This window comes from Thermosynechococcus sp. TG215 (genome assembly GCF_031583455.1).
Classification (GTDB): domain Bacteria; phylum Cyanobacteriota; class Cyanobacteriia; order Thermosynechococcales; family Thermosynechococcaceae; genus Thermosynechococcus.
Genome location: NZ_CP134178.1, coordinates 1,768,815 through 1,792,241, shown reverse-complemented (window position 1 = coordinate 1,792,241; position 23,427 = coordinate 1,768,815). Strand labels below are relative to the sequence as shown.

Sequence of the window (23,427 nt, the reverse complement as noted above, 5' to 3'; positions counted from 1 at the left end):
GCCTAATCTGCCAGTAACTCCGGTTGAGCAATTTCATCGGACATTTCGATAATGGCACGGGTCACCGGCTTCAGGGGCAGATCATCGAGATCTTCACTGGCCTCTAGCCCCCGCCGCTGTTTCGCCCGGTTGGCAATTTGCACCGTAATCCGATAGCGATTGGCGGAGTGCTTGATTAATTCTTCTGCTCGGCGGTTAATTTCCAAGGATGAGTAATGAAGGCGCTTTTGCATGGTCAGTCTTTTCCTTAAACGTGGGTGGCCATTGCTTGTAGGGGTTGTGGTGTCGGTGTCACAAAGGGCTGGATAATGCCGCCCCCCAGCAGGCGATCGCCCGCATACCAAACCGCCGCTTGCCCCGGCGTTACCCCAAATTGCGGTTCAGTAAACTCCAATTGTACCTGCTCAGCGTTGGCAGCGGGAATGATAGTCACCGGCACTGGAGGAGTACGATAGCGAATTTGTACCGTGGCTGTGATCGGTTCTGTGGGGGGGGGAATCGAGACCCAGTTCACCCGGGCCACTGTACACTCACGACGGCCGGCGGTGGCGCGATCGCCGACAATGACGCGATTGTGTTCCCGATCCAAGGCCACCACATAAAGCGGTTCAGGTGCCGCAATTCCCAAGCCTTTGCGCTGGCCAATCGTATAGTGGTGAATCCCCTGATGGTACCCCAGCACCCGGCCATGGACATCGACAATTTCCCCTTGCTGACTGGGCAGATACTGATCCAAGAATCGGCGCATGGAGCCATGGGCTTCAATCAGGCAGAGATCTTGGCTTTCCGGTTTACTGGCGGTATGCAGGCCATACTGCGCCGCGAGGGCACGGGTCTGCGCCTTGGTTTGCTGACCAAGAGGAAACAGCACATGAGCCAGAATCTCTTGGGGCAAGTCATAGAGAAAGTAGCTTTGATCCTTATGACGATCCACCGCCCGCCACAGTTCATAGCGATCGCTGGTGGGATTGTATTTCACTTGGGCATAATGCCCGGTAGCAATGTAGTCAATCCCCAGTTGCTCACGGCTATAGGCGAGCATCGGCCCAAACTTCACCAAACGGTTGCATTGGGAACAGGGCAGCGGTGTCACCCCACTGGCGTAGCCACTGACCAGATAGTTCACAATATATTTCTCGAAAATTTCGCGGCTATCCACAATATGGTGAGGGACTCCCAGCTCCTCACAAAGACGCGCCGCATCCACTAGCCCCTCAGAGCAGCACTGCCCCTTACCCTTCATCAGCCACAGCGTCAGACCAACAACGGGGTACCCTTGAGCTTTGAGGCTAGCAATGGCCACGGAACTATCAACACCGCCGGAAAGGCCCACAACAACCGCCGGTAAATCGGACATTGTTAAGATTCACAAAAAATCTACCTCTTTTAGGGTAGCATCCCTACTTTCGCAGCGCAGGCGATCGCAATCGGCTATAATCGGAAGACAAGGTTGGCGAGTAATCGCCGCTTGAGTTTTTTAAGTAGAGCGATTCTTGAGTTCGGTTTTAGGGAAGGTTGGTTACGTGACAGTCGTCTCTCCGAAGTCAGCGTCAACACAGGGTTCAATTTTTGCTTTGGAGCAGATCAGATTATGTCTATTTATGTCGGCAACCTTTCCTACACGGCCACCCAAGAAGACCTAGAGGCCGTTTTTGCCGAGTACGGTTCCGTCAAACAAGTCTATTTACCGGTGGATCGGGAAACAGGCCGTAAGCGGGGCTTTGGTTTTGTGGAAATGTCCACGGATGCTGAAGAAGATGCGGCGATCGCTGATCTCGACGGTGCCGAGTGGATGGGACGGCAACTCAAGGTCAACAAGGCACGCCCCCGTGAAGCCATGGGCGGTGGGAACAATCGTTATTCCCGTAATCGCTAACTCCCGCAACTAGCCCTCTAGGAGGTGCTATATCGGCTCTGCCAATGTGGTAGAGAAATAATAACGACCTGCTGAATGCAATTGGAAAGGAACATCATCACTATGGCGCGCATGTATTACGACGCAGATGCCCAATTAGAACTCCTCAAGGACAAAACGATCGCCATCATTGGCTATGGCTCCCAAGGCCACGCCCATGCCCTCAACCTGCGGGATAGCGGTCTCAATGTTGTGGTGGGTCTCTATGCCGGCAGTCGTTCTGCAGAGCGCGCCCGTGCCGATGGTCTAGCGGTGCACTCCGTGGCGGAAGCTGCGAAACTGGCCGACTGGATTATGATTCTTCTGCCCGATGAAGTTCAGCGGGTTGTTTATGAGCAGGAGATTGCCCCCCACCTGCAAGCGGGGAATGTCCTTTCCTTTGCCCACGGCTTTAACATTCACTTTGGCCAGATTGTGCCCCCCGACAATGTGGATGTGGTGATGGTGGCGCCCAAAGGCCCTGGTCACCTCGTGCGCCGCACCTATGCCCAAGGGGAAGGGGTACCCTGCCTGTTTGCGGTCTATCAGAATGCCAGTGGTCAAGCCCGTGATCTCGCCATGGCCTATGCCAAAGGAATTGGAGGCACCCGTGCCGGCATTCTGGAAACCACCTTCCGCGAAGAAACAGAAACCGATCTGTTTGGTGAGCAAGTGGTGCTCTGTGGTGGCCTCAGCGCCCTGATTAAGGCTGGCTTTGAAACGTTGGTGCAGGCCGGTTATCAGCCAGAGCTGGCCTACTTTGAGTGTCTCCATGAAGTGAAGCTGATTGTGGATTTGATTGTGGAAGGGGGGCTTGCCAAAATGCGGGACAGCATCTCCAACACCGCAGAATACGGCGACCTCACCCGTGGCCCACGGATTATTACCGAGGAGACCCGCGCGGAAATGCGCAAAATTCTCCACGAAATTCAAACGGGTCAATTTGCCCGTGAGTTTGTGCTGGAAAATATGGCGGGTAAACCGGGCTTTACTGCAATGCGGCGACGGGAGGCAGAACACCCCATTGAACAGGTGGGTCAAGAACTGCGTTCCATGTTTAGCTGGTTAAAACGGGCTTAAGCTTTGCCCTAGGGGGCAGCAATGGCGATTATTTCGTCGCAAAATTCACCGCCGGAGCGATCGCGCCCCCCTTTACTGCTTTCCAATCAACCCACCCCAGAGGAACAGCACTCGCCGGCTGAGGAGTCCCTACGTCCCCGCTTTTTGCAGGACTACATTGGCCAGCAGGAACTCAAGGATGTGCTGCACATTGCGATCGAGGCAGCCAAGGCACGCCAAGAACCCCTTGATCACCTGCTGCTCTATGGCCCGCCGGGCTTAGGGAAAACCACCATTGCCTTGATCTTAGCGGCAGAAATGGGGGTCAACTGCAAAGTGACCAGTGCCCCAGCTTTGGAACGCCCCCGCGACATTGTGGGTCTCTTGGTGAACCTGCAAGCGGGGGATATTCTCTTTATTGATGAGATTCACCGCCTCTCCCGCATGACCGAGGAACTCCTCTATCCCGCCATGGAGGATTTTTACCTTGATCTCACCGTGGGCAAACAGCAAACGGCACGCACGCGACGACTGAAACTCAATCGCTTTACCCTTGTGGGAGCAACCACCCGTGCCGGCGCCTTGACCTCGCCCTTGCGCGATCGCTTTGGTTTAGTGGAGCGCTTGCGCTTTTATCATCCCGAAGAACTCCAGCAGATCGTTCAGCGGGGGGCAGCCCTCTTACAAACTCCCATTACTCCTGAAGCCGCTCTAGAAATTGGCCGCCGCAGTCGGGGTACACCCCGCATTGCCCTGCGGCTCCTAAAGCGGGTACGGGACTATGCCGATGTGAAGCACGATGGCACGATTAGCCTAGAGGTGGCTACCGCTGCCCTTGAACTGTTCAATGTGGATCCAGCAGGCTTGGATTGGAGCGATCGCCGGCTCCTCAGTCTGATAATTGAGTCCTATCAAGGCGGGCCTGTGGGCATTGAAACCCTTGCTGCAGCCACTGGTGAGGATGTGCAAACCATTGAAGAGGTCTATGAACCCTACCTGCTCCAGATGGGCTATCTGCAACGAACCCCCCGAGGCCGCGTTGCCACTCCCCGCGCTTGGCAACACCTAGGCTATACTCCACCAGAAAACCAGTTGCCGTTGTTATCTAGTCCCCATGACCCCTTGTCTTAAGACCCAACTCCTCTATGAGACCGACTATTACCTTTGGCTTAAGGAGACCGTTGCCCACCTCAAGGCAGGGAACTTTGACCACTTAGATGTGGAAAATTTAATTGAGGAGATTGAGAGCTTGGGTCGAAGCGAAAAATGCGCCCTATTCAGCTATCTACTGCGTCTTTGTGAGCATCTTCTCAAGCTCAAATACTGGGAAACTGAGCGACAATACTGCTATAGGGGTTGGCTGTTGGAGATTAGTCATTTCCGTTTAGAAATTGCGCTAATTTTGCAGGATAGCCTCAGTCTTCAGCCATTTGCAAAGGCAGCTTTCCTAGACTCCTATCAAAAGGCAAGGAAAAATATGTTGAAAGCGATTGGGTTATCCCCTGACGTGATTCCGGAAGTCCCCGCCTTCACAATGGAGGAAGCTCTAGATGAGGAGTGGCTGCCTTGGCAATCTGACCTCAATTCATAGAATCCACTGGCCTGCGAGAAGTGTTCTGGTATGACCCCTCCCATTAAAACGAAACCTGCATCCCTCTACACCGCAGACTATTACCTTTGGCTTAAGGAGACCGTTGCCCACCTCAAGGCAGAGAACTTTGACCACTTAGATGTGGAAAATTTAATTGAGGAGATTGAGAGCTTGGGTCGAAGCGAAAAACAGGCGATCGCGAGCTATTTAATGCGACTCTGTGAGCACCTCCTCAAAATTAAATACTGGGACACGGAACGGGAATACTGCCTGCGGGGTTGGCAACGAGAAGTGATGAATTTTAGATTGCACATTCAGGAAATACTCGAAGCCAGCCCTAGCTTGACATCCTTTGTACAGGAGATTTTCATCAAACAATATCGCAATGGGAGAAAACTCTTTCTCAGCGCTAGTGGGGTGAATCCTCATTTGATTCCTGAAGCCCCCGAATTTAGCCTTGAACAAGCTCTCGATCAGAACTGGCTGCCTTGGCAATCTGATGCGAACTCCGAAGGCTCAGTCTCGTGAATCGCGATCTTGCCCTAAGCACTCGTTGTTGGCCAGCCTTAGCCCGCCCCTGTAATTGGAAAATCGCTGTAAGCTATTGATAGGGTTGATTAAGGTTTTTTAACCTTTCCCCGACTCTCTGCCTCGCCTACGTGAACGACCATGTTGCGGATCATCACCCAGTTAACCGACCTACGCGCTGAACTACGCCGCATTTGCGATCGCACCGATAGCGGGGAGATGAGCGACCAAGAGGCTACTGTTGAGGCAATTTTGCGCCGTGTGGCCAAGGAAGGCGATCGCGCCCTGATTGAGTACACTGCCCAGTTTGATCACATTGACCTCACCCCCGAAACCTTACGAGTGAAAGGAGATGAACTGGATGCCGCTTACCAACAGGTGTCCAAAGAACTCCTCGATGCCATTCGCCTTGCCAAGCAGCAAATTGAAGCCTTCCACCGCCAGCGCGTGCCCAAAAGTTGGGTGCAATTTGGTGAAGATGGCATTGTCCTCGGCAAACGCTACACTGCTGTTGATGCTGCCGGACTGTATGTGCCGGGGGGACGGGCTGCCTATCCGAGTACGGTGTTAATGAATGCGATTCCCGCTCAGGTGGCCGGTGTGCAGCGGATTGTCATGGTCACCCCTCCCGGTCAGGGCAAAGGTATTAATCCTGCGGTTCTCGTTGCCGCCCAAGAAGCGGGAATTCAAGAGATTTATCGCGTTGGTGGCGCCCAAGCCATTGCTGCCCTTGCCTATGGCACAGAAACGATTCCGCGCGTGGATGTGATTACAGGGCCGGGAAACCTCTATGTCATGCTTGCCAAAAAGCAAGTCTATGGGCGGGTTGGTATTGACTCCCTAGCAGGGCCTTCAGAGGTCTTAATCATTGCCGATGAGGCGGCCAATCCTGTTCACATTGCCGCTGATTTGCTAGCTCAAGCAGAACACGACCCCTTGGCAGCGGCCATTTTACTGACTCCGAGTTTGCCCCTTGCAAAGGCGGTGGTTACAGCGGTGAACGAACAATTGGCTGACCATCCGCGCCGGGTTCTCACCGAGAAGGCGATCGCCCACTATGGCCTGATTGGCATTGTCGAGAGCCTAGAACAAGCGGTAGAACTCTCCAATCACTTTGCCCCTGAACATCTGGAATTGGAAGTCGAAGACCCTTGGAGCCTTGTCGAGCAGGTGCGCCATGCCGGTGCGATTTTCCTCGGCTATTCCACCCCTGAAGCGGTTGGCGACTATCTCGCGGGTCCCAATCACACCCTGCCCACCTCTGGTGCCGCCCGTTATGCTTCTGCCTTGGGCGTAGAAACGTTCCTCAAACACTCCAGCATTATTCAATACACCCCTGCTGCCTTGCGCAAACAGGGGGGAGCGGTCATGACCCTCGCTGAAACAGAAGGCCTGATTTCCCACCGCGACTCTGTGCGTCTGCGCCTTGAACCTTAGAAAGTCTTAGAAACTGACGATCAAGTAGGGAGCTTCAAATTTACCCCCGCGAACGGGTTTGCCTTTGAGGCTAGGGGGTAGCTCAATGTGGCGCCGCTGATCGCCAGCTTCCACCGTCAGTTCCCCACTAAACTCGCTGAGTTTCACCTGATCTTTGCGAAATCCCGGTAGAAAAATGCGCACCTGTTGTTGCGTCTCATCAAACTCATAGGGAGCCGGTGCCGCTCCTAGCTGGTTCAAGTCTGGAAGATAGGAAACAAGACTTTGCCAGTTGTTCCAGTCTTTAGGAAGAGCGGAAATGCGTAGCGGTGCAAACGTGCGGCTGACCTCTGGCGTGGGTTCCCCCATACAAAAGACCTCAGAAATAGGGACATTCACCTGTTGAGCACTGCCCCATAACCATTCGGTTTGAGCGGTTGAGATCACTGTGCCATCCGTTAGCAGAAACACCGATAACCGTTGCGAGTCCGCGGCAATCTGCACACCGCGATCGATCCACTCCTTCGCCTCACCGAAACGCTCACGCACTTTTTGGGTGTCAATATTGGCCGCCATAATTGCGCTGGCGATCGGCCCCCCAATCGCATTGGCGATCGCGTTGAGATCCAGTTGATCCAGCAAACGTTGAAAGCGGCGATAGTACCATGCCAACCCTTGGGGCAACCCAATCAGCCGCAGTGTATCTTGACTATTCCCCCCCACATAGACAATCACATCGTACTCACCGCTGCTGTAGTGCACGCGCAGCGCATTTAGGGTCAGCAAAGTATCCATCCCCGGCAAGATCACCAATTCGCCCGCATAAACCTTACCCACCAATTCTTGGGGCAAATAGGGTTCCACTAAACGGCTAAGTTCTTGCCATGCCGCGTTGAGACTTTCAGTGGCCATCAGCTCGGCGATCGCTAATCCCTCCGACAGCAACTTGGGTTGCCAACCAATCGCCCGATCTGGACTGCCAATGAGAAATTGCAGGGAAGTGGCTGGACTCGGCACCGCTAACAAGGTTCGCTGCTGTCGCTCGGCAAACCACTGGGCAATGGCCAGACCCAGTGCCGTTTGTTGTTCTGGGGTTGCTCCTAGGAGAGTAACAATGCGTGTCATGGCAAGTTTGAGGACGGTAGTTGCTTGGACTATCCTATCGACAAACGGTTATCCCAAGGTTGTCTAGACAACCCCTCATAAAATCGCCTCTATGGGCAGCAAAATCCCCTCAACGATAAAACCTACTCACTAGGGCGATCGCCCTCCTTCTAGGAGCTTCTAGACCCTTCTCAGGCCAAAAAAATTTTTCGCGGCGCAAACAGATCCTTATTAGAGCATCCTGAACCTAAATTCAAATCCTTTTTCACAGTTTTCCCCAAATTCCCCAAAGTTTTCCCCAAGCACTTGGAAGTTCTGATCCTCTAGCCATCTCAACCTTTCGTTTTGTTCTTGTCTTCCTAATGTTTCCCAGTATCACAACCCTCTCAACCAAGATTTCCTCAAGCTCTAAGCCAGCTTCAAACTAACCCCACGTTCCCCAAATCACATCTTTTATTTTTCTCTGTCAGAATCTTATTCCCCTTAGATCTAGAGATCTACTACTGCTACTAAATTATTTAAATAATATTTATAGTAGTAGTAGGGGCTGTGGAAATGTGGAAAAATTTTCGGAAACCCGCTTGCAGAGCGACTTTGAGCCACTTCCCCCCTGTGGAAAACTTGTGGAAAAAGTGGGGGGTTTTTCCACAAGCCATTATCTTAGTGGAAAAAGAATAAAAAGTTTTCCACAGTTTTTCAGAGTTTTTCCGGGGTTTTCCACAGGTTTTCCCCAGAATTTTCCACAGGCTTTTTGGAGTTTTCCACAGGCTAGAGGGGGAAGATTTCCGTATTTCTACGATTCCCCTTGCCGGCGATCGCTCGCACACTGAAAAAAAGAGATTGTGCCAACCGATACGAACGTTCCTGTGGACTCCCTGATGTTTTCCCTAGAATCCCCCACAGCCAGTCTTGAGCAAGTGATTGGTCATCTTCCTCCTGTTGAGCAGATTCGGATGCTGATGTACCACCCTTACTTCACCGGTCGCTGCCCTGCGTGTCGGCAACCCATCCATCACTCCCAACTCAAGATAGGTCAGTGCCATTGCTCCCACTGTGGCTGGCAAGATCAAGCGGGCGATCCCGAGCTTATGCCTAGGTTGACGGCTCAGCATCCAGACCGTTAGCGGCTGTATTCTCTGTTCGGTCTGCCAACGGCGCAAAGCTGGCAACGATCGCCACCATCAGCCACCAAAGGGTAGCCACCTCCGGGCGAAACCAAATCGTATCTACCAACCCATGGGTGAGCATTCCCACCATGGTTGCCACAGCTCCCATCAACCAGAACCCTTGAGGGTTTGCTGTTGTCCGTAACGCCCGCAAACAACGCCACGCGCGATCGGCGAGCACCGCCAACAACCAGAGAAAGACACTAAAGCCCATCACCCCTACTTCCACAAGGATTTCCAGAAAGATGGAATAGGCACTCAATGCTGTGAAGCGCACATTCACCTGATAGAGTGGATAAATCTGGTTAAAGGCCACATTCCCCGGTCCAATGCCGAGCCAAGGCCGTGCCCAAATCATCTGTTGCACTGCCGTCCAAACATTAATGCGGAAATTATTGCTACTGTCCCCTCGGGCAACAAAAATACTCGCTGCTCGCTCCCGCAGCGGCGCCACACTCACAATCGCACCAATACAGAGGGCGATCGCCAGCCCCCCCACAGTTGGCACCCCCCAACGCCGCCATTGCAGCGGTAACCTTGGCCAAAACCAAATCCCCAGCAACCCCACCCCAGCGATCGTCGCCGCAACCAACCCCAACCAACCACCACGGCTAAACGTCAATATCAGGCTTGCTGTATTCATCCCCAGCATCACCACCGCCAACAGCTTTGGCAGCCAGCCTCGCCACACCGCGATCGCCGCCGCACTCAACGGCACACTAGGCAACAAATAACCCGCCAACAGATTGGGATTTCCCAAAAAGCTATACACCCGTGTCACATTTGCCAAGGCCGACTCTGGATCTGTCCACGTCGCCAACGGCTCCGCCCCAAAAATCCACTGCCGTATCCCCTCCACACTCACCAGCAACGCCGTCAGCAGATAGACCGTCAGCAAGCGCGATCGCCACCGCTCATTGCGCATCACCCGCTCCGCCAGCGCAAAAAACAGCAAGTACAACGTCAGCTTCGACAACCCCACCATCGCCGCCCGAGGAACCGGCGACAACACCGTTGCCAACAGCGCAATCCCCCAATACAGCAGCACCAGCAAATGTGCCCCCGACCAGCGGCCTTCCCGTTCCCCCGCCAGCGTCCACAGCAACCAAAACCCACCCCCTGCTGCCAGCAGCATGCCAATCATTCCCGAGGGCATCAACGGCGCCAGTACCAGCACCAAGCCCACCAGCAGCGCCGCACAATGTGGCAGCCATCGCCCCAGCCAACTCTTCTCCTGCCATCCTTGGAGCAAACCCAAAAGCCGCCCCACCCCACTGTGGCTTCGCCACCCCTCCACATCCAACCGCCGCAGCAGCACATCCATAGCACTATCCCTTAAGCACAGGTATCGTCGATCAGCTTACGCCCAAGCACCGTCGCTGAAAATCCTCCCAAGGAATTCCGCGCTCCAAATACACCGGCGCACTAGGCGTGTAGGGACTACGCAGCCGATCCACCGCCACAATCACCGCCTCCTGCGGCAAAAGGGGAACATCCGCATCCACCACCGTTGCTCCCGTCAACGACGACGACACCCCCTTAAAGATCAGCACCACCTCCTCTTGCTCCCCCACCCGTGCCTCCACCAGCAACACCTCCTGCGGATGGGCACGACTATAGGCCTCCAGCAGCGCCAACGCTGACATGCTCACCCTCCTGAAACGAAAATCTGAAAAACTTTTTAGCCCCAAAAGCCGCTTGTAGAGAGCGTTTCAGCCAAATCCAGAAAAAAATCCGAAAAAAATCTCGAAAAAGGGGTTGACACGCCTATGTAGGCTTGTTAGATTGATAAAGCACTCGATGAGGCGCGCAGCCGAAACGAGTCCTGAACCTAGACAAATCAACGTTTGAAAGCCAAAGCGTTAACCCTCGTCAAGGTACTCAAGTAAGTACATTTTCGATGTAGGTTACACCTACTAGAGCAAAAAGTCAAATTCTCTTTCTTCAAAATGGAGAGTTTGATCCTGGCTCAGGATGAACGCTGGCGGTCTGCTTAACACATGCAAGTCGAACGAGCACTTCGGTGCTAGTGGCGGACGGGTGAGTAACACGTGAGAATCTACCCTCAGGAGGGGGATAACGGCTGGAAACGGCCGCTAATACCCCATATGCCGCAAGGTGAAATCTTTTTTGGCCTGAGGATGAGCTCGCGGTGGATTAGCTAGTTGGTGGGGTAATGGCCTACCAAGGCGACGATCCATAGCTGGTCTGAGAGGATGATCAGCCACACTGGGACTGAGACACGGCCCAGACTCCTACGGGAGGCAGCAGTGGGGAATTTTCCGCAATGGGCGAAAGCCTGACGGAGCAAGACCGCGTGAGGGATGAAGGCCTTTGGGTTGTAAACCTCTTTTCTCAGGGAAGAACACAATGACGGTACCTGAGGAATAAGCCTCGGCTAACTCCGTGCCAGCAGCCGCGGTAAGACGGAGGAGGCAAGCGTTATCCGGAATTATTGGGCGTAAAGCGTCCGCAGGTGGCTTTCCAAGTCTGCCGTCAAAGCCCGAGGCTTAACCTCGGATCGGCGGTGGAAACTGGATCGCTAGAGTGCGTCAGGGGTAGGGGGAATTCCCGGTGTAGCGGTGAAATGCGTAGATATCGGGAAGAACACCAGTGACGAAAGTGCCCTACTGGGACGTTACTGACACTCATGGACGAAAGCTAGGGGAGCGAAAGGGATTAGATACCCCTGTAGTCCTAGCCGTAAACGATGGACACTAGGTGTTGCTGGTATCCACTCCAGCAGTGCCGTAGCCAACGCGTTAAGTGTCCCGCCTGGGGAGTACGCACGCAAGTGTGAAACTCAAAGGAATTGACGGGGGCCCGCACAAGCGGTGGAGTATGTGGTTTAATTCGATGCAACGCGAAGAACCTTACCAGGGCTTGACATGTCGCGAATCCTGCGGAAACGTGGGAGTGCCTTCGGGAACGCGAACACAGGTGGTGCATGGCTGTCGTCAGCTCGTGTCGTGAGATGTTGGGTTAAGTCCCGCAACGAGCGCAACCCTCGTCCTTAGTTGCCAGCATTCAGTTGGGCACTCTAGGGAGACCGCCGGTGACAAACCGGAGGAAGGTGGGGATGACGTCAAGTCATCATGCCCCTTACGTCCTGGGCTACACACGTACTACAATGCTGTGGACAGAGAGTTGCCAACCCGCGAGGGCGAGCTAATCTCTTAAACCACGGCTCAGTTCAGATTGCAGGCTGCAACTCGCCTGCATGAAGGCGGAATCGCTAGTAATCGCAGGTCAGCATACTGCGGTGAATACGTTCCCGGGCCTTGTACACACCGCCCGTCACACCATGGGAGTTGGCCACGCCCGAAGTCGTTACTCTAACCCGCAAGGGAGGGGGACGCCTAAGGCAGGGCTGATGACTGGGGTGAAGTCGTAACAAGGTAGCCGTACCGGAAGGTGTGGCTGGATCACCTCCTTTTAAGGAGACCCAATCTGTTCAGGTCGCAACGTCACCTTCTTAGAACAGATTCAATGCGGTCTAAGCACGAGGTTGACCTTGGCTTTCAAACCCTGCTAGGTTAAGCAGACAGGCATGGGCTATTAGCTCAGGTGGTTAGAGCGCACCCCTGATAAGGGTGAGGTCCCTGGTTCGAGTCCAGGATGGCCCATATCACATGCCTGGGGGTATAGCTCAGTTGGTAGAGCACCTGCTTTGCACGCAGGGGGTCAGCGGTTCGAGTCCGCTTACCTCCACGTCACTCCATCAAAGGTTGACGTGTCTGCACATCAAACTTCAGCGACAGAACCTTGAAAACTGAATAGCGATTAGTCAGGTAGTTATCTTGGATAGGACAACCACTTGTTCTATCTAGAAACACAGACACCAATGTTGACTGTGGTCAAGCTACAAAGAGCCTACGGTGGATACCTAGGCACACAGAGGCGATGAAGGACGTGGATACCGACGATACGCTTCGGGGAGCTGGAAACAAGCTTTGATCCGGAGATTTCCGAATGGGGTAACCCAGTGACTCTAACGCCAATCCATAACGTTAGAGGGCGAACCTGGCGAACTGAAACATCTTAGTAGCCAGAGGAAAAGAAAGAAAACTCGATTCCCTTAGTAGCGGCGAGCGAAAGGGGAACAGCCTAAACCAACGGGCTTGCCTGTTGGGGTCGTGGGACAGCAACGTGGAATTGAGCGGCTAGACGAAGTAGTGGAATGCTACACCAGAGAAGGTGAAAGTCCTGTAGTCAAAAGCTTAACAATCCTAGCTGTATCCCGAGTAGTCCGGAGCACGTGGAATTCCGGATGAATCTGCGAGGACCACCTCGTAAGGCTAAATACTCCTGTGTGACCGATAGCGTATAGTACCGCGAGGGAAAGGTGAAAAGAACCCCGGAAGGGGAGTGAAATAGAACATGAAACCGTAGGCTTACAAGCAGTCGAAGCTCGATTTAACGAGTGACGGCGTGCCTGTTGAAGAATGAGCCGGCGACTTATAGGTACTGGCAGGTTAAGGCAAGAATGCCGAAGCCATAGCGAAAGCGAGTCTGAATAGGGCGTTTGTCAGTATTTATAGACCCGAACCCGGGTGATCTAACCATGGCCAGAATGAAGCTTGGGTAACACCAAGTGAAGGTTCGCACCGACCGATGTTGAAAAATCGGCGGATGAGCTGTGGTTAGGGGTGAAATGCCAATCGAACCCGGAGCTAGCTGGTTCTCCCCGAAATATGTTGAGGCATAGCGGTTGTGATTATAGCAGGGGGGTAAAGCACTGATTCGGTGCGGGCTGCGAGAGCGGTACCAAATCGAGTCAAACTCTGAATACCCTGTGTACACACAGCCAGTCAGACGGTGGGGGATAAGCTTCATCGTCGAGAGGGAAACAGCCCAGACCACCAGCTAAGGTCCCTAAATCATCACTAAGTGGCAAAGGAGGTGGGGATGCTCAGACAACCAGGAGGTTTGCCTAGAAGCAGCCATCCTTAAAAGAGTGCGTAATAGCTCACTGGTCAAGCGTTCCTGCGCCGAAAATGAACGGGACTAAGTGATGTACCGAAGCTGTGGACTTACTACGTAAGTGGTAGGGGAGCGTTCTGCATTAGTTTGAAGCACTAGCGTAAGCAGGTGTGGACGAGGCAGAAGTGAGAATGTCGGCTTGAGTAGCGAAAACATTGGTGAGAATCCAATGCCCCGAAACCCCAAGGGTTCCTTCGGAAGGCTCGTCCGCGAAGGGTTAGTCGGGACCTAAGGCGAGGCCGAAAGGCGTAGTCGATGGACAACTGGTCAATATTCCAGTACTCATCTTGGTTTGTGCAGAGGGACGGAGAAGGCTAGATCAGCCGGATGTTGGTTACCGGTTCAACTGTCCGAGGTGTTGAGGAGCGGTGAAAACGCTCTGAGCTAAGGCAGGAGTACGACCCACTACGGTGGGGAAGTGATTGATGTCATGCTTCCAAGAAAAGCTCTAAGCACGTTAAGCCAAGATACCCGTACCCGAAACCGACACAGGTGGGGGGGTAGAGTATACCAAGGGGCGCGAGATAACTCTCTCTAAGGAACTCGGCAAAATGGCCCCGTAACTTCGGGAGAAGGGGTGCCACCGAGAGGTGGTCGCAGTGAAGAGGCCCAGGCGACTGTTTACCAAAAACACAGGTCTCCGCTAAGTCGTAAGACGATGTATGGGGGCTGACGCCTGCCCAGTGCCGGAAGGTTAAGGAAGCTGGTCAGCGCAAGCGAAGCTGGCGACCGAAGCCCCGGTGAACGGCGGCCGTAACTATAACGGTCCTAAGGTAGCGAAATTCCTTGTCGGGTAAGTTCCGACCCGCACGAAAGGCGTAACGATCTGGGCGCTGTCTCGGAGAGAGGCTCGGCGAAATAGAAGTGTCTGTGAAGATGCGGACTACCTGCACCCGGACAGAAAGACCCTATGAAGCTTTACTGTAGCCTGGAATTGGGTTCGGGCTTTGCTTGCGCAGGATAGGTGGGAGACGTTGAAGTATCCCTTGCGGGGGATATGGAGTCGCCGGTGAGATACCACTCTGGCAAGGCTAGAATTCTAACCTTCTGCTGTTAGCCAGCGAAGGAACAGTTTCAGGTGGGCAGTTTGACTGGGGCGGTCGCCTCCTAAATGGTAACGGAGGCGCGCAAAGGTTCCCTCAGGCTGGTCGGAAATCAGCCGTAGAGTGCAAAGGCATAAGGGAGCTTGACTGCAAGACCTACAAGTCGAGCAGAGACGAAAGTCGGCCTTAGTGATCCGACGGTTCCGCGTGGAAGGGCCGTCGCTCAACGGATAAAAGTTACTCTAGGGATAACAGGCTGATCTCCCCCAAGAGTTCACATCGACGGGGAGGTTTGGCACCTCGATGTCGGCTCATCGCAACCTGGGGCGGTAGTACGTCCCAAGGGTTGGGCTGTTCGCCCATTAAAGCGGTACGTGAGCTGGGTTCAGAACGTAAATCATTGCGTCACTTCACAGTAATGTGGAGCAGCAAACCGACTAAAATCGGTAGAATCTTGATCAGTGACGAACGGCTGATTAAGACAATACCGAGGGTAAGCAAGAGTCTCGTGACAGACGATTTAACGCTGAGTTACATTGCTGGTTTTTTGGATGGTGATGGTTGCATCAATCTTCAACTAGTGCGACGTAAGGATTACATCCTTGGTTATCAAATTCGTGCTAGCATCACCTTCTTTCAGTCTTCTTCGCATCGTTCCTTCTTGGAGTGGTTAAAGTCTATTTTCCAAGCAGGGTTTGTGAGAGACCGAAAGGATGGCTTAAGCGAGTATGCAATTGTTGATGCGCCATCTGTCTTAGAAGTGCTGCTAACTCTTCGCAGCTACCTTAAACTCAAGAAGCCACAATGTGATTTAGCAATTACTGTTCTACAGGAAGTTGTTCAATCAAGGCGATTAACGCCAGAACAATTCCTAAAACTTGCTCAGCAGGTGGATCAATTTGGTGAGCTGAATGCTTCCAAAAATCGTTCGATTCGCTCTGATCAAGTAGAACAGTTCTTGAGATCACGACAACTCTTGATCCCGTAGAGACTGAAGCCTAGGCTTGAGTTAGCCATCAAGCGTAAGCTGAGATGCTCTGAGGTTGTCAGAGACATCAAATGTCGGCTCCTGATTCGTTAATGGCGAGAGTCAGGATGAAGATATAGTCCATGCTCGTAGTGATACGAGAACAACATGCGTGAGACAGTTCGGTCCATATCCGGTGCAGGCGTAGGAGCATTGAGAGGAGTCCTCCTTAGTACGAGAGGACCGGGAGGAACGCACCTCTGGTGTACCTGTTATCGTGCCAACGGTAAACGCAGGGTAGCCATGTGCGGAGTGGATAACCGCTGAAAGCATCTAAGTGGGAAGCCCACCTCAAGATGAGTGCTCCCATGGCGTAAGCCAGTAAGGTCACGGGTAGAACACCCGTTAATAGGCTCTCGATGGAAGTCCAGTAATGGATGAAGTCTAGGAGTACTAATAGACCGAGGGCTTGACCTCATCAATCAACAGGTGTCTGATTCAATTAACTATACTGACAATCGCTATTTAGTTGAAAGGTTATTGATCCTGAATTTATCTAGCAACTCTTTAGTCTAGGTTCTCAATTCAAGAAAAATTCATGTTTCGCCTAGTGCCTATGGCGCGGTGGAACCACGCTGATCCATCCCGAACTCAGAGGTGAAACGCCGCAGCGGTGAAGATAGTCGGAGGGTCGCCTCCTGCAAAAATAGCTCGGTGCTAGGCAAAATATTCAAACCACCCCATCTAGGTTGTCTAGGTGGGGTCTTGATTTTTAAGAAATGTTTAAGGGATGATCGGTTTTGGATAGAGGAGTGACATCGATGGGTAGTTCGGTCTATATTGCATCAAATATCGCTCTCCTCAAAAGGTTTTTAGGGTCATGCCTCAATTCATGCGTTTGATGGGTCTTCAGCACTGGGTGCTGGTGGGTTCCTCGGTGGTGGCAGCGGTGCTGGCGGCGGCGTTACCAAGCTATGGACGAATGCAGGATAGCCCCAAGATGTTGGTGGATGAGGTATGGCAAATTGTGCAGCAGGAATATGTGGATGAGTCGTTTAATCAGGTGGATTGGCTGGCGGTACGGCGGCAACTTTTGGCGCAGCGCTATACGTCGCGGGAGCAGGCCTATGCAGCTATTCGGGGAATGTTGCAGCAGTTGAATGACCCCTATACGCGCTTCATGACTCCAGAGGAGTTTACGGCTTTGCGCACGCAAACGTCGGGGGAAGTTTCGGGGATTGGTATTCGCTTGACGGTGGATGAAAAGACACAACAGTTGACCATTTTGGAGCCGCTGGAAAATTCACCTGCAACTAAGGCGGGAATTCGGGCGGGCGATCGCCTGCTGGCCATTGATGGTCACTCTACTCGGCGGATGTCGATTGAGGAGGCATCGCGGCGGATTCGGGGGCGGGTGGGGACTCCCATTGAACTTCAGTTGTTTCGCCCTAATCGCGGTACCTTTCGCCTGACGCTGACACGGGCATTGATTGAACTCCCTGCGGTGCGATCGCTGGTGAAGGAGGAAGGCGGTGCCCGCATTGGCTATATCTATCTGAGTGAATTTACTGCCCATGCAGCGGATCAGTTGCGCGCGGCGATTCGCAAGCTAGAGGCGGAGAAGGTGGAGGGGTTTGTTTTGGATTTGCGGGGGAATCCAGGAGGACTATTGCAGGCAGGCATTGATATTGCCCGCATGTGGTTGAATCAAGGTTTGATTGTGCGTACGGTCGATCGCAGTGGCCACAGTGAGCAGGCACGGGCGAATCAATCGGCATTGACGAATTTGCCCCTCGTGGTTTTGGTGGATCACCGCTCTGCTAGCAGTAGTGAAATTCTCACAGGGGCATTGCAGGATAACGGTCGTGCGATTGTGGTGGGCACGCCAACCTACGGTAAGGCCTTGGTACAATCCATTCATCAATTGAGTGATGGTTCAGGATTGTCGGTGACGGTTGCCCATTACTACACGCCCAATGGCACAGATATTAACCGCACAGGGATTACGCCGAATGTAATGGTGACGCTGCCGCAAGAGGTGAGTACCAATCCCCGTTTGTGGACGACAGCAGCCGATCGCTTGTACCAAGCAGGGGTGGCTCAATTGCGCCAAGTCATTTATCGCAGTCAAGCGCCTAAGCCTGTGAATACGGCGCAAACAGGGGAGCAGGAGCAGTTTCGCCAGCCCCTTGGTGTCCCTTGTCCGGTGCAGTGATGGTTGTTTCAGAGATTGATCAGGAATACCCCGCTGAGATTCAATTGGCCTTTCATGCCCTTGGGGAGCCGTTGCGGTTGAAGGTGATTGAGATTCTGCATCGGGAGGAGCTATGTGTCTGTGATCTGTGCGATCGCCTGCACCTGACCCCCTCAAAACTCTCGTTTCATCTGCGGGCACTGCGGCAAGCCAATCTCGTGCTGTCGCGTCAAGAAGGGCGGTGGGTCTATTACCGCCTCAATCGTCCCCAATTTGAAGTCCTAATGGCCTATTTGCAGCAGTTTACGGTGGGGGAAACGGTGCTGGCTCGCATCTGTTCTTAAAAATCAATGCCGCGCTTGAGATCAACGCCTTTTTCAGCATAGTGCTTGTGGCAGATCATCTCCGAGTGGACGCTGGCGAGTTCAAAGTAGGCGGGGGGATATTTGCAGCGACCGGTAATAATGATTTCCGTGGTGCGCGGCTTGCGCAGGAGTGTTTGGACAATCGGTTCGACGGGGAGAAGCTCGAGGTCAACGGTGGGGTTGAGTTCATCGAGAATAATGGTCTTGTAAAGGCCAGAGGCAATGGCGGCTCGAGCAATTTCCCAGCCGCGTTCGGCTTCGATGTAGTCAATTTCCTGCTGCTGACCGCGCCAGACAATGGCATCCCGACCACAGCGGTGATGATCCACTAAATGGGGATAGCTCTCTTTGAGGGCAGCGATCGCGGCATCTTCGGTGTAGCCTTGCCCCCCCTTGAGCCACTGGAGAATGAGCACACGGTGGGATTGATCGCGGCTAATTCCTTTGCCGATCGCCTGAAGGGCTTTACCGAGGGCACTGGTGGACTTGCCTTTGCCGTCACCCGTATAGATTTCAATGCCTTCAATGCCCTGTTCTTGAGCCGTAGGATGCACAAGGGGACGCATCTCGGAGTGGAGGTCAGCAATTTGCAGGAGTTGGGCAGGAGCCCCCCGGCCAGTGGCAATAATTTCTAGGTGTTCGGGCTTGCGGCGGAGGGTGTTGACAACTTCATCAACGGGCAAAAGGCCTAAATCTAGGACGGGGTTGAGTTCATCTAAAACAATGACGGAATAGAGACCAGAGGCGATCGCTCCCTTGGCAATATCCCAACCCCGCTGGGCTTCTTGGCGATCAAATTTGGTAATTTCTTCGGCGGTAAAGTATTCTGCGCGCCCCGTCCGCACTTGATCGATTAAATGGGGAAACCCGCGCTGCAGCGCTTCAATGGCGGCATCTTCGGCATAGGCACGGCCGGGTCCTTTGAGAAAGCGCAACAAGAGTACCCGAGTGGGCCAGGCAGAGGCAATACCCAGACCAATGGAGCGCAGAACAACCCCGAGGGCAGCTTGGGATTTGCCCTTACCGGCACCGTCATAGACGTGGAGCTGACCGCTCACCCGTCCGGGGCGAATCTGAGCGGTTTGAATGCCAATACCTGCACGGGTCATAGGGGTGTGAATCAAAGAATCTAGAGGGATTGTATCAAGGGCGGGGTGGGGTTTTGAGAACAACTGCTTCAACCGTTAGATCTGTGGTAGTGGTGGCGGTAATCGCCCAACGCAGGGGCTGACCATGGGCTTGCAGGGTCTGTTCGATGGCCTCATGGAAAGGCGGGGAGAGGGTATGTCGGGGTAGGGTCAGACGGATAAATTCCGTTTGCATAGGTTTTGCTTGATGGGTTAAACACCAATGACAACGACGGTGACATTGTCACGGCCACCGTGGGTTTTAGCTGCATTGACAAGGGCGGTTGCTGCTTTTTCGACATTGGGTTCACTGAGGTAGATACTGATCACCTCGTCGGTGAGTTCTTCAGTTAAGCCGTCACTGCACAGCAGCAGGCGATCGCCCGGCTCTAGATCAATGGGTTGAATATCAATTTGGGTGAGGTCTTCGCGGCCTAGGCACTGGGAGAGGACATGGCGCCACGGATGCTGCCGCGCCTGCTCAATGGTCAAGCTACCCAGTTGTACGGCTTGGGCAATCCAAGTGTGATCGCTGGTAATTTGCTGGAGTTGGTCTTTGCGCCAGCGGTAGATGCGGGAGTCGCCCACATGGGCACACCAAGCGCGATCGCCCTTTTCATCAACGAGAACCACCACAGCCGTTGTCCCCATATCAGCACGGGCAGTATTTTGGCGTTGCTGCTCAACAATGGCCTGATTGGCAGCGAGAAAGGCTTGGCGGAGTAGGGTCACAGGGTCATGCTGCAGGTCTTCAAGGTGGGTTTCCAAGAATGCCTGAATATGTTCGACAGCTAAACGACTGGCTTCCTCGCCCCCAGCGTGCCCACCCATGCCATCGGCCACAATAAAAAAACGCTGATGCTTTTCGTCAACATAAAAAGCATCCTGATTGCTTTTGCGAATCAGACCACAATCAGTTAAGCCGGCAACGTCCATGACCCCCCTATGTTGGGCTGCTTGTTAAAACATTTTTTCATACTTATCGAGTTTAAGCATTAGTCGCCAATAGAGGATACCAAACCATACCGCTAATGCGGCTGCCACACCCGCCAAGAGGAGATACTGGTTCACGAGTAAAATTGTCGCCACTAAGGAAAAACTGCCAATAAGGACGACATAATTTAGCCCTAAGTTAATGTTACTCAGGCGCCGCAGAATGCGATCGCTCTCACTGGAACGGACGCGCAAGCGCAAATCACCATTTTCCAGTTTATCGAGCACCTCTTCAAGGCGACGGGGCAAGCCAATGGCACTGCTGCCCACTTGAGCCGCTTGACGACTCAGTTCAGAGAAAAGACTGCCATTACTGGGATCGGGGAAGTTTCCGTTGGTCATAAGTTCGGTCGCAAATGGTTGGGCAACTTGCATGAAGTTAAAGTCTTTGTCGAGTCCTTTGCCTACCCCCTCTAGGGTGGAAAACGCCCGCATCACAAAGGTAAAGGTGGCGGGAAACCGGAAGGGTTGGTCATAGGCAATTTCGTAGAGGTCATCGCTAATTTGAGCCACCGATTGGGCTTCAAAGGACTGGTTCATGAAATTGTCGAGGAGATACTGAATCGAGCGACGTACCGGCCCTAGATCGCCTGTGGGAACCAACGCTCCTAGCTCTACAAGGCACTGTACCACCTGTTCGGCATCCCGTTGGGCAATGCTTAAAAATGTTTTCAGCAATTTATCGCGAGTCACAGGTTGAATGCGCCCCATCATGCCAAAGTCGTAGAAAATCAGTTGGCCGTTGGGGCTGACGGCAATGTTGCCTGGATGGGGGTCAGCGTGGAAAAAGCCGTCATTAAGAACTTGATAGAGGTAGGCCTTGGCACCGAGTTCAGCAAGGCGTTTGCGGTCTAGACCCGCCGCTTCAAGGGCTTCGTAGTGGCTAATTTTAATCCCCGGTAGGTACTCAAGGGTGAGCACACGCCGTGAGGTGTAGCGCCAATAGACGCGAGGAACACAGGCCCAGTCGCGATCGCGAAAGTTGCGGCGGAAGGTGTCGGCATTGCGTCCCTCATTGAGGTAGTCAATTTCTTCGTAGAGAATGCGACAACACTCATCGTAGATGCCCATCCAGTCGCGCCCTTGCCCCCATTTGGGGTGGTTTTGAAAGTATTGGGCAATGCCTTTGAGAATCGCTAGATCAATGTCAAACAACTGCCGCAGGCCGGGGCGTTGGACTTTGACCACCACTTCTTCGCCTGAGAGCAGTTGCGCTTTGTGGACTTGACCCAGACTGGCGGCAGCCATGGGGATGGGATCAAAACTGCGAAACAGTTCAGGGATATGGCGGCCAAAGTCTTCGTAGATGATTTTTTCGACTAGCTCGTAACTAAAGGCGGGGACGCGATCTTGGAGCTTGCTCAGTTCTTCGACGTATTCGCTGGGGAAGAGATCGGCACGGGTGGAAAAGAGTTGCCCCAGTTTAATGAAGGTGGGGCCAAGGTCAAGGAAGGTTTCGCGAATCCAAATCGCTTGGGCACGGCGTCGCGCCGCACGCTTAGCATCGGTCATACCGCCCCAGTAGCTCCAAGATTTGGTGAGGAGCCAACGGCCAAAGAGAAATCGCCAGACAAAAAACCAAATATCAAAGAAGCGCCGCGTTTTTGAGTAACGCTCGCGATTCCAACGGTAGGATTTGCCGGTGGGCGTCAAACTGGCCGAAACTGGTGTGGACACACGCTTTTCCCTAGTGGGTGATCTCAACAAATTGTAACGAATCCCTAACGATACCAAAGAATAATAGGCTACAGGGCATAGCGATCGCGCCCCATGCCGAGGGCAAAACGCAGGGAATCGGGCAGGCTTTTGCTACTAGCGGTTAAAAAGAAGGTTAGCCCCAAGAGGCTAAAGACCGCCGCCATGCGAAAGATGAGGCGATAACCCAAAGGATCAATCAGCCCCCCCAGCACTGGCCCTGCCAAGGCCATCCCCAGATCAAAGCCCCCTAAACTGAGGCTGAGAACCCGTCCCCGCTCATCGGTGGTGGAGCGATCGGCCATCAGGGCAGCGACCATGGGAATCAGGACACCGCCGGCAAGACCTTCAAGAATCGCCGCCCAGAGGATATCCAAGGGGGTTTGGGCTTGAGCGAGGAGCACCATTGAGACCACATAGCAGGCAAGGCTGGCGGAGATAAAAATGCCCCTTCCCCAGTGATCGGAGGCAGAACCCGTGGCCACACGACCGATAAAGCTGGCGATCGCCGCCACGGAGTAAAACAGCCCTGCGGAAATGTCGAGCCGCTCAGCCGCAATAAACAGGGGAATAAAGGTGGCGATCGTGCCAAAGGTCAGCCCTACACTCAGCATCACCAAGCTGGGAATCCGCAGCCGTTCTGAAAGCAAGAGCCGCCAAAAGAGGGCTTTCTCTGGGCGAGACCCTCCACAGTCCTGTGGGATATTCACCGCCCGCACGCCTGCGGCAGCCATGAACCCAAGGGCAGCTAAGCTACTGGCAACCATGAAGACCAAGCTATGACTGTAGTTCATTTGCAGCCAACTGCCGAGACTCGGTCCGAGGGCAACCCCAATGGGATGGACAAGGCTGGTGTAGCCAATGATTTCACCGCGATGCTCAGGTGGGGCAATATCCGTCACCAGTGCCATGTAGCCGGTGGTAAAGCCAGCGATGCTCACGCCATGGAGAAGGCGCACCACAACAAGGAGGGGTAGGTTGTGGCTGACGATATAAAACAGGGGAGCGATCGCGGCCACCGCGAGGCCAATCAGCAGTGTAATTTTGCGTCCCCGGCGATCGGCCAGAGGCCCTAACCACGAGCGGGAAGCAATCAGCCCTACGGCAAAGGCACCCATGACAAACCCCACCTGATGGGGCGTGCCCCCCTTCTCAGCAATGTAGAGGGGTAACGTGGGCAACATTGCCGCAATGCTCGACCAAAACAAAAGGCCGGCTACGATGAGCCTCAACAGGGTTTGCCGCAAGGGTGGGGGTAACTTCAGCAGGAGAACCACGGATCCCCCTTGTTAACAAAACGTT

Annotated in this window: 19 protein-coding genes, 2 tRNA genes and 3 rRNA genes; 14 read left to right on the top strand and 10 right to left on the bottom strand. The window is 53.5% G+C overall.

Annotated elements, in window-relative coordinates; all coding sequences use genetic code 11:
* Window positions 1–2: 2 nt before the first annotated feature.
* Together RHJ02_RS08735 and mnmA are read right to left on the bottom strand one after the other, a co-directional pair.
* Complete coding sequence (locus RHJ02_RS08735; protein WP_206199840.1) at window positions 3–233, bottom strand: DNA-directed RNA polymerase subunit omega; 231 nt, start codon at window positions 231–233, stop codon at window positions 3–5.
* Between the two features lie 14 nt (window positions 234–247).
* Window positions 248–1,357 (bottom strand): tRNA 2-thiouridine(34) synthase MnmA, encoded by a 1,110-nt coding sequence (gene mnmA, locus RHJ02_RS08730; RefSeq protein WP_206199839.1) that lies wholly within the window; start codon window positions 1,355–1,357, stop codon window positions 248–250.
* Between the two features lie 234 nt (window positions 1,358–1,591).
* Between mnmA and RHJ02_RS08725 the strand changes: the two genes are divergently transcribed.
* The 6 genes from RHJ02_RS08725 to hisD all read left to right on the top strand — a co-directional run bounded on the left by RHJ02_RS08725 (window position 1,592) and on the right by hisD (window position 6,509).
* Entirely contained in the window at window positions 1,592–1,876 is a 285-nt protein-coding gene (locus RHJ02_RS08725; protein ID WP_181494467.1) for an RNA-binding protein, read from the top strand.
* 102 nt (window positions 1,877–1,978) lie between these two features.
* Window positions 1,979–2,974, top strand: a complete 996-nt coding sequence (gene ilvC, locus RHJ02_RS08720; protein WP_149818542.1) for a ketol-acid reductoisomerase — start codon at window positions 1,979–1,981, stop codon at window positions 2,972–2,974.
* Window positions 2,975–2,995: 21 nt separating this feature from the next.
* Complete coding sequence (ruvB, locus tag RHJ02_RS08715; RefSeq protein ID WP_206199838.1) at window positions 2,996–4,084, top strand: Holliday junction branch migration DNA helicase RuvB; 1,089 nt, start codon at window positions 2,996–2,998, stop codon at window positions 4,082–4,084.
* A complete protein-coding gene (locus RHJ02_RS08710; RefSeq protein WP_310800136.1) occupies window positions 4,068–4,544 on the top strand; it encodes a DUF29 domain-containing protein in 477 nt (158 codons plus the stop codon). The genes ruvB and RHJ02_RS08710 overlap by 17 nt, the downstream gene beginning before the upstream one ends.
* A gap of 30 nt (window positions 4,545–4,574) precedes the next feature.
* Window positions 4,575–5,072 (top strand): DUF29 domain-containing protein, encoded by a 498-nt coding sequence (locus RHJ02_RS08705; RefSeq protein ID WP_302676147.1) that lies wholly within the window; start codon window positions 4,575–4,577, stop codon window positions 5,070–5,072.
* 141 nt (window positions 5,073–5,213) lie between these two features.
* Window positions 5,214–6,509 (top strand): histidinol dehydrogenase, encoded by a 1,296-nt coding sequence (hisD, locus tag RHJ02_RS08700; protein ID WP_206199836.1) that lies wholly within the window; start codon window positions 5,214–5,216, stop codon window positions 6,507–6,509.
* A gap of 6 nt (window positions 6,510–6,515) precedes the next feature.
* Here the strand turns inward: hisD and RHJ02_RS08695 are convergent, their stop codons facing one another.
* Entirely contained in the window at window positions 6,516–7,613 is a 1,098-nt protein-coding gene (locus RHJ02_RS08695) for an ArsA-related P-loop ATPase (protein ID WP_302678080.1), read from the bottom strand.
* Window positions 7,614–8,434: 821 nt separating this feature from the next.
* Here RHJ02_RS08695 and RHJ02_RS08690 point away from each other — a divergent pair.
* Complete coding sequence (locus tag RHJ02_RS08690; protein ID WP_302678079.1) at window positions 8,435–8,716, top strand: hypothetical protein; 282 nt, start codon at window positions 8,435–8,437, stop codon at window positions 8,714–8,716.
* On the opposite strand, the gene RHJ02_RS08685 is transcribed toward RHJ02_RS08690, so the two are convergent.
* Both RHJ02_RS08685 and RHJ02_RS08680 read right to left on the bottom strand, forming a co-directional pair.
* Window positions 8,685–10,082 carry an IctB family putative bicarbonate transporter gene (locus RHJ02_RS08685; protein WP_310800135.1) on the bottom strand — a complete coding sequence of 466 codons (1,398 nt, stop codon included), beginning with the start codon at window positions 10,080–10,082 and terminating at the stop codon, window positions 8,685–8,687. The two genes, RHJ02_RS08690 and RHJ02_RS08685, sit on opposite strands and share 32 nt — an antisense overlap.
* 31 nt (window positions 10,083–10,113) lie before the next feature.
* On the bottom strand, window positions 10,114–10,404 hold the full coding sequence (locus RHJ02_RS08680) for a hypothetical protein (protein ID WP_206199832.1): 291 nt from the start codon (window positions 10,402–10,404) through the stop codon (window positions 10,114–10,116).
* Window positions 10,405–10,704: 300 nt separating this feature from the next.
* On the opposite strand from RHJ02_RS08680, the gene RHJ02_RS08675 reads away from it, so the two are divergent.
* The 7 genes from RHJ02_RS08675 to RHJ02_RS08645 all read left to right on the top strand — a co-directional run bounded on the left by RHJ02_RS08675 (window position 10,705) and on the right by RHJ02_RS08645 (window position 18,289).
* Window positions 10,705–12,194: ribosomal RNA gene (locus tag RHJ02_RS08675) — 16S ribosomal RNA — on the top strand.
* Between the two features lie 116 nt (window positions 12,195–12,310).
* Window positions 12,311–12,384 (top strand) — tRNA-Ile (locus tag RHJ02_RS08670).
* 12 nt (window positions 12,385–12,396) lie between these two features.
* Window positions 12,397–12,469, top strand: a tRNA-Ala gene (locus RHJ02_RS08665).
* Window positions 12,470–12,613: 144 nt separating this feature from the next.
* A 23S ribosomal RNA gene (locus RHJ02_RS08660) occupies window positions 12,614–16,228 on the top strand.
* 129 nt (window positions 16,229–16,357) lie between these two features.
* A 5S ribosomal RNA gene (gene rrf, locus RHJ02_RS08655) occupies window positions 16,358–16,474 on the top strand.
* The 16S, 23S and 5S rRNA genes sit together here with 2 tRNA genes alongside, the layout of an rRNA operon.
* Before the next feature lie 157 nt (window positions 16,475–16,631).
* Entirely contained in the window at window positions 16,632–17,966 is a 1,335-nt protein-coding gene (locus RHJ02_RS08650) for a S41 family peptidase (protein ID WP_225901541.1), read from the top strand.
* Window positions 17,966–18,289, top strand: a complete 324-nt coding sequence (locus RHJ02_RS08645) for a helix-turn-helix transcriptional regulator (RefSeq protein WP_302678076.1) — start codon at window positions 17,966–17,968, stop codon at window positions 18,287–18,289. The genes RHJ02_RS08650 and RHJ02_RS08645 overlap by 1 nt, the downstream gene beginning before the upstream one ends.
* On the opposite strand, the gene RHJ02_RS08640 is transcribed toward RHJ02_RS08645, so the two are convergent.
* The 5 genes from RHJ02_RS08640 to RHJ02_RS08620 form a co-directional block, all read right to left on the bottom strand.
* Window positions 18,286–19,419, bottom strand: a complete 1,134-nt coding sequence (locus RHJ02_RS08640) for a cob(I)yrinic acid a,c-diamide adenosyltransferase (protein ID WP_206199830.1) — start codon at window positions 19,417–19,419, stop codon at window positions 18,286–18,288. The two genes, RHJ02_RS08645 and RHJ02_RS08640, sit on opposite strands and share 4 nt — an antisense overlap.
* A gap of 34 nt (window positions 19,420–19,453) precedes the next feature.
* Window positions 19,454–19,633, bottom strand: coding sequence for a hypothetical protein (locus RHJ02_RS08635; RefSeq protein WP_206199829.1), 180 nt, complete (start codon window positions 19,631–19,633; stop codon window positions 19,454–19,456).
* A gap of 17 nt (window positions 19,634–19,650) precedes the next feature.
* Entirely contained in the window at window positions 19,651–20,373 is a 723-nt protein-coding gene (locus RHJ02_RS08630; protein ID WP_302676141.1) for a Stp1/IreP family PP2C-type Ser/Thr phosphatase, read from the bottom strand.
* A gap of 24 nt (window positions 20,374–20,397) precedes the next feature.
* A complete protein-coding gene (locus tag RHJ02_RS08625) occupies window positions 20,398–22,107 on the bottom strand; it encodes an AarF/ABC1/UbiB kinase family protein (protein ID WP_302676140.1) in 1,710 nt (569 codons plus the stop codon).
* Window positions 22,108–22,175: 68 nt separating this feature from the next.
* A complete protein-coding gene (locus RHJ02_RS08620) occupies window positions 22,176–23,402 on the bottom strand; it encodes an MFS transporter (RefSeq protein ID WP_310800134.1) in 1,227 nt (408 codons plus the stop codon).
* Window positions 23,403–23,427 lie beyond the last annotated feature (25 nt).

Coding starts and splice junctions, on each gene's coding strand:
- RHJ02_RS08735 (WP_206199840.1), bottom strand. CDS start 233: ATGCAAAAGCGCCTTCATTACTCATCCTTGGAAATTAACCGCCGAGCA.
- mnmA (WP_206199839.1), bottom strand. CDS start 1,357: ATGTCCGATTTACCGGCGGTTGTTGTGGGCCTTTCCGGCGGTGTTGAT.
- RHJ02_RS08725 (WP_181494467.1), top strand. CDS start 1,592: ATGTCTATTTATGTCGGCAACCTTTCCTACACGGCCACCCAAGAAGAC.
- ilvC (WP_149818542.1), top strand. CDS start 1,979: ATGGCGCGCATGTATTACGACGCAGATGCCCAATTAGAACTCCTCAAG.
- ruvB (WP_206199838.1), top strand. CDS start 2,996: ATGGCGATTATTTCGTCGCAAAATTCACCGCCGGAGCGATCGCGCCCC.
- RHJ02_RS08710 (WP_310800136.1), top strand. CDS start 4,068: ATGACCCCTTGTCTTAAGACCCAACTCCTCTATGAGACCGACTATTAC.
- RHJ02_RS08705 (WP_302676147.1), top strand. CDS start 4,575: ATGACCCCTCCCATTAAAACGAAACCTGCATCCCTCTACACCGCAGAC.
- hisD (WP_206199836.1), top strand. CDS start 5,214: ATGTTGCGGATCATCACCCAGTTAACCGACCTACGCGCTGAACTACGC.
- RHJ02_RS08695 (WP_302678080.1), bottom strand. CDS start 7,613: ATGACACGCATTGTTACTCTCCTAGGAGCAACCCCAGAACAACAAACG.
- RHJ02_RS08685 (WP_310800135.1), bottom strand. CDS start 10,082: ATGGATGTGCTGCTGCGGCGGTTGGATGTGGAGGGGTGGCGAAGCCAC.
- RHJ02_RS08680 (WP_206199832.1), bottom strand. CDS start 10,404: ATGTCAGCGTTGGCGCTGCTGGAGGCCTATAGTCGTGCCCATCCGCAG.
- RHJ02_RS08650 (WP_225901541.1), top strand. CDS start 16,632: ATGCCTCAATTCATGCGTTTGATGGGTCTTCAGCACTGGGTGCTGGTG.
- RHJ02_RS08645 (WP_302678076.1), top strand. CDS start 17,966: ATGGTTGTTTCAGAGATTGATCAGGAATACCCCGCTGAGATTCAATTG.
- RHJ02_RS08640 (WP_206199830.1), bottom strand. CDS start 19,419: ATGACCCGTGCAGGTATTGGCATTCAAACCGCTCAGATTCGCCCCGGA.
- RHJ02_RS08635 (WP_206199829.1), bottom strand. CDS start 19,633: ATGCAAACGGAATTTATCCGTCTGACCCTACCCCGACATACCCTCTCC.
- RHJ02_RS08630 (WP_302676141.1), bottom strand. CDS start 20,373: ATGGACGTTGCCGGCTTAACTGATTGTGGTCTGATTCGCAAAAGCAAT.